Annotated in this window: 6 protein-coding genes; all 6 read left to right on the top strand. The window is 60.1% G+C overall.

Annotation, left to right across the window (positions count from 1 at the left end):
- A partial coding sequence (locus tag Q7T64_RS10380; protein ID WP_304795216.1) for a hypothetical protein occupies nt 1-192 on the top strand: 192 nt, incomplete at its 5' end.
- Between the two features lie 1,078 nt (nt 193-1,270).
- Nucleotides 1,271-1,663 carry a Zn-ribbon domain-containing OB-fold protein gene (locus tag Q7T64_RS10375; RefSeq protein WP_304795214.1) on the top strand — a complete coding sequence of 131 codons (393 nt, stop codon included), beginning with the start codon at nt 1,271-1,273 and terminating at the stop codon, nt 1,661-1,663.
- Nucleotides 1,660-2,835: a thiolase gene (locus Q7T64_RS10370; RefSeq protein WP_304795213.1), complete on the top strand. Its 1,176-nt coding sequence runs from the start codon at nt 1,660-1,662 to the stop codon at nt 2,833-2,835. The genes Q7T64_RS10375 and Q7T64_RS10370 overlap by 4 nt, the downstream gene beginning before the upstream one ends.
- 49 nt (nt 2,836-2,884) lie before the next feature.
- Nucleotides 2,885-3,589, top strand: a complete 705-nt coding sequence (locus Q7T64_RS10365; RefSeq protein ID WP_304795212.1) for a 3-oxoacid CoA-transferase subunit A — start codon at nt 2,885-2,887, stop codon at nt 3,587-3,589.
- On the top strand, nt 3,586-4,281 hold the full coding sequence (locus Q7T64_RS10360) for a 3-oxoacid CoA-transferase subunit B (RefSeq protein ID WP_304795211.1): 696 nt from the start codon (nt 3,586-3,588) through the stop codon (nt 4,279-4,281). Before Q7T64_RS10365 ends, Q7T64_RS10360 begins: the two co-directional genes overlap by 4 nt.
- A gap of 163 nt (nt 4,282-4,444) precedes the next feature.
- Entirely contained in the window at nt 4,445-5,461 is a 1,017-nt protein-coding gene (locus tag Q7T64_RS10355; RefSeq protein ID WP_304795210.1) for a TRAP transporter substrate-binding protein, read from the top strand.
- Nucleotides 5,462-5,492 lie beyond the last annotated feature (31 nt).

The raw sequence follows: 5,492 nt of genomic DNA, 5'->3' as shown, positions 1-5,492 counted from the left end.
AGAAAGTCACCAAAGAAAAAGGGCGCTAAAACCCATTTGGCTAATCGCGCCGCGATAGGCAACTCGATTCGAGCTCTCGAACAATTAGAGTTGCCGTTTCACGCTGAGAATCGGCAACGCGTGAGTTTTCTCAGTGGATCAGCCAACCCACTCCACTTACTTTCCTTAGTTTTTTACCCGTGGGGACGCTAATTGGCTTCGTAGAAGCAATGGTCTCGGGTGGGATGACGAAAACAATCAGATTGCGAAGGGTTAATCGGGTTAGAAGGGGAATTGCGTGCGGCCGTGGCCGTAGCTGTGGCTGTGGCCCTGGCCGTGGCTATGGCCATAGCCATAGCAGTAGTCGTAGCTGTAGTTGCGCTGCAGGAGGATCGGGAGCAGCCCAATATCAATACCACCAGATTGTAGATATTAATAATACCTGTGGCTCAAACAAATTAGTTTGACGTCCGCCGATAATCCGAAACCTCAGCTTCTACAAAGCCAATTAGCGTCTCCACGGCCAAAACACTAAGGAAAGTAAGTGGAGCGGGTTGGCTGATCCACTGAGAGAAACCACGATTTGCCGCATCCCGGAGTGAACCGGCAAAACAACGTGATCGAGAGCCCGAATCGAGTTGCCGTTCGTGGTCCGGTTAGCCAAATGGGTTTTAGCGCCTTTTTCTTTGGTGACTTTCTTTTTGGCGCGCCAAAAAGAAAGTTACGCGCCCGCGGGGGCGCACACCCCGCTTAACAACAAAATAAATAAAACCCGATTAAAAAACCCCGAAGCAAACAACCAAAGCAAACCAAAACAAAACCTCCCAGGAGCAGGCCACCAAACGCCCAATCATGTTAGCAGCCACTCACTTCAAACTCTCATCAGTTGATGAGAAGCGCCCAGAGACAACAACGCCCTCGACATCACGCCAACCCCCGCCTCCTCAAGGAGGCCCGCCCAAAAACCGCGTGAGTTTTCCTAACAGCCCGTGAGTTTTAGTGGATTGTGTCTAATTAATTCTCCCTCCAATCTATCCGGCATAACAAAGCCCAATACTAGGGTGCGAAAAAACCTTCGCCACCCAAAGCACCAAGCAGCCAAGAACATGTCAGGAGCACAACAAATGTATCAAATCACCGTATCCCCCCACGCCCACCCAAGGCGCCGTTAGCCCGCTTCCCCAAGCAACCAACACCCCAGCCGTTCAACCAGCAACGAGCCGATCCGCATTCCCGCGCCCCTCCGCGCAGAAGGCCCCGGATCCCCTCACGACGACAGGTACACCCCCCCATGGAAGCCATCCAGACCAAACCCCCAGGCCCCGAAGCCGCCTACCAGGCCGCACTGAACGAAGGCCGCTTCCTGCTGCAGCACTGCACCAGCTGCAACAAGCATGTGTTCTATCCACGCGCGGTGTGCCCGCATTGCAGCAGCACCGCCCTCGAATGGGACACCCCGAAAGGCACCGGCGAGGTCTACTCGCTCACCACCGTGCGCCGCAAGCCGGAAGCGGGCGGCGACTACAACGTATCCATCATCGAACTCGATGAAGGCGTGCGCATGATGAGCCGGGTCGACGGCACGCCGCCAGCCGACGTCAAGATCGGCATGCGGGTACGCGCAAAAGTGATCGACAATAACGGCGCCGGGCTGGTCGTGTTTACGGCGGAGGAATCGAAATGAGCCCCAAAGACTTGCGTGGCAAGGTAGCGATCGTCGGCGTCGGCACGGCCGGTTGCGGCGAAGCACCCGGCATGAGCGAACTGGAAATCCTGTCGCTGGCCGCCAAGGCGGCAGTCGAAGACGCCGGCCTGACGATGAAGGATATCGACGGCCTGTGCACCGCCAACCTGAACTCGGCAATGTGGCCGCTGAATGTCACTGAATGCCTCGGCCTGCGGCCGAAATTCGTGGAAGGCACCAATATCGGCGGCTCGGCCTTCGTGGCGCACCAGTTGCCGGCCATGCTGGCGCTGGAAGCAGGCATCTGCGACGCTGTGCTGGTCTGCTACGGCAGCACGCAACGCACCGCAGCATTCGGCCGCAAGGAACGCACGGCGGCGCGCAATTTGCTGGACCCGGATCCGTTCGACCGGCCGTACCAGCCGTTCAACCCGCCTTCTTCCTATGCCATGATCGCTGCGCGCCACATGCATGAATACGGCACCACGCGCCGCCACCTGGCCGAAGTGGCAGTTGCTGCGCGCGGCTGGGCGCGCCTGAATCCGGAAGCGTTCTCCAGGGACCCGCTCGATATCGATACCGTGCTCAAGGCGCGCATGATCAGCGACCCGTTCACCGCCTACGATTGCTGCCTGGTCACTGACGGTGCGGCCGCTTATGTCATGACCCGCGCCGACCGTGCGCGCGACCTGAAGAAAAAAGCCGTGTTCATCATGGGCAACGCAACCGCCGTCTGGCATCGCTCGGTCACCGGCATGCGCGACCTGACGGTGTCACCGTCGGCGGAATCCGGCGCGCGGGCTTACGAGATGGCTGGCCTCGGCCCCAAAGACATTGACGTGGCGCAGATTTATGATGCGTTTACGATCAACACCATCATGGCGCTGGAAGACCTGGGCTTTTGCAAGAAGGGTGAAGGCGGCGCGTTTGTCGAGAATGGCGCAATCGGCCCAGGCGGCAGTTTCCCGGTCAACACCAACGGTGGCGGCTTGTCATGCGTCCATCCGAACATGTATGGTGCGTTTGCCACCATTGAGGCGGTGCGGCAGTTGCGCGGCGAATGCGGCGAACGCCAGGTACCCGGCGCCAAAACGGCGGTGGTCAATGGCAATGGCGGTAACTCGATGGCGAGCCAGTCGACGGCGGTGCTGGCAACCGGCGAGGTACTCTGATGCAGCAGGCAATGAGCCGGCGAAAGCTGGCGCACGCGAGGGCAAGGACATGATCGACAAGACTGTGCAGGATTGCGCGCAAGCCGTCGCCGACGTATTCGACGGCGCCACCATCATGATCGGCGGCTTTGGCGATCCCGGTGTGCCGGGCCGCCTGATCGAGGCGCTGCGCGAACAAGGTGCGCGCGATCTGTGCATCATCCATAACGGCGCTGGCGGCGGCGATTTTTCGCTCGGCGGGCTGATCCTCGACGGCCGGGTGCGCAAGCTGATTGCGTCCTTTCCCAACGGCGCAGGGTCAACCTCCTTCCGCGACCGTTACCTGAAGGGCGAGATCGAGCTGGAGCTGATCCCGCAGGGAACGCTGTCCGAGCGCATTCGCGCTGCCGGTGCGGGCCTGGGCGGCTTCTATACGCCGACCGCGGCCGGTACCGAACTGGCGCGCGGGCGCGAAACGCGCGTCATCGAAGGCCGTGAATATGTATTCGAGCTGCCGCTGCGGGCCGACTTTGCCTTCATCAAGGCGCACCGCGGCGACCGCCTGGGCAACCTGGTGTATCGGCTGGCGATGCGCAACTTCAATCCGATCATGGCCACCGCAGCAAAGACCGTGGTTGCCGAAGTGGACGAACTGGTGCAGGTCGGCGACCTGGGCATGGAAGAAGTCCATACACCGGGGATTTTTGTTGACCGGCTGGTGCAGGCCAGCCGTCACCCGAAATTGTTCGCCCCACCGAAAAAAGCGAGCGCATGATGATCCTTACACGTTATGGCATTGCCTATCGGGTTGCACAGGACCTGCCGGACGGCAGCTACGTCAACCTGGGCATCGGGATTCCTACCCTGGTGCCGGAGTTCCTGGCGCCCGAGCAGGACATTTTCATCCACAGCGAAAACGGCGTGCTCGGTGTGGGCCTGATGGCCCGCTCCGGCGAGGAAGATCCGGACCTGGTCAACGCCACCAAGGAATTCATTACGCTGCGCCCGGGCGCGACGGTATTCGACCATGCGCTGTCGTTTGCGATGATCCGCGGCGGGCATATCACGCATGCGGTGATGGGCGCCATTGAAGTCGCTGCCAATGGCGACCTCGCCAACTGGAGCACGCCCGGCGAAAACGTGCCCGGCGTCGGCGGCGCCATGGACCTGGCGTTTGGCGTGGACAACGTGATGATTGCAATGACCCATGTCACCAACAAGGGCGCACCGAAAATCGTGGGCACCTGCAGCCTGCCGCTGACCGCGCCACGCTGCGTGCGCCGCATTTACACCGACATGGCCGTGATCGACGTCACCCCCGAAGGCCTGGTATTGCGCGAGACAGCACCGGGCATGAGCGCGGCGGCGGTGCAGGAAAAAACCGCGGCGCCGCTGATCGTGGCGCCCGATTGCAGGGAAATGTCGATTCCACAGAACGTCAACGGCATCGAGCTGATCAAGGCTTGATGGCGGTTTCGGGAGTACAGCAGCAGCACATCGGCAATCAATCAGCAACAAATCAGGACCACATAACAAGTAGTAAAGAATCGCCGCGGCTGGCATTATCGGTTCAGTGGCAAATGTCCGGGAAACTGGTTTCCCGATTCTGAAATTTTACGGAGGAGACGCAATGACACCACTTTTCAAGTCGCTGATGGTAGCGGCATCGCTGTTGTTCACCCTGCCTGTTGCGCAAGCACAGACATCGCTGAACGTCCTGGTTGGCAACGCAACGGCCAATGACACGCAGGCAGCCAACAACGACAAGTTCGCTGAACTGATGACCACCTATTCGGGCGGCCGCATCAAGGCCTCGGCGCGCCACGGTGAATCGCTGGGCACCAATGCCCAGATGTTCGGCGCACTGCAAGCCGGCTCCCTGCACGGCATGATCCTGCCGGCTGGCTTTGTGTCGTCGATCGTGCCGGAACTGTCGGCCTTCGACATGCCCTTCCTGCTGCCTGGCGCGCCAGACAAAATGACCGCTTTCGCTGCGCAGAGCACGGCCGCCAAGGCCATGATGGCGCAGGCCGAGAAGAAAGGCATCCACGTCCTCGGCTTCCACGGCATTGGCCCGCAGAGTTTCCTGACCCGCTTCCCGATCACCAAGCTCGAAGACATCTCCGGCAAGAAATTCCGCGTGATTCCATCGCCGCCACGGGTTGGCGCTTACCAGGACTGGAGCGCAGTGGCCCGGCCAATGGAACTCGGCGAAGTCTATACCTCGCTGCAGCAAGGCACGCTGGACGGCATGGAAAATCCGCCGGACGTCATCTTCAAGATGAAGCTGCATGAAGCCGCCAAGTACTACACCATCACCGGGCACTTCGCATTCATGTCGATCATGATGGTCAGCAAGCGCTGGTATGACGGCCTGCCAAAGGATCTGCAGGCAGCAGTCACCAAGGCAGCCGCCGACACCATCAAGTTCGCCGACGTGGCCAACGTCAAAAACCAGCAGGACAGCCTGGATGCGCTGAAGAAAGCGGCCGTCGTCACGGTCATGCCACCAGCCGAACTGCAAAAGATGAAAGACCTGGCCCAGAAAGGCGTATGGCAGCGGATGAAGTCTGACCCGGTACGTGGCCCGATCATCAAGCTGCTGGAAGAAGACGTGGTCCGTTTCAACAAGGCCGGCCAGAAGTAATCAGGACCGCCCGGACCGGCGCGTCCGGGCG

The organism is Lacisediminimonas sp. (genome assembly GCF_030645335.1).
Classification (GTDB): Bacteria; Pseudomonadota; Gammaproteobacteria; order Burkholderiales; family Burkholderiaceae_D; genus Lacisediminimonas.
Note: the sequence above shows the minus strand (reverse complement) of the source record. Positions and strands in the feature narration are given on the sequence as shown.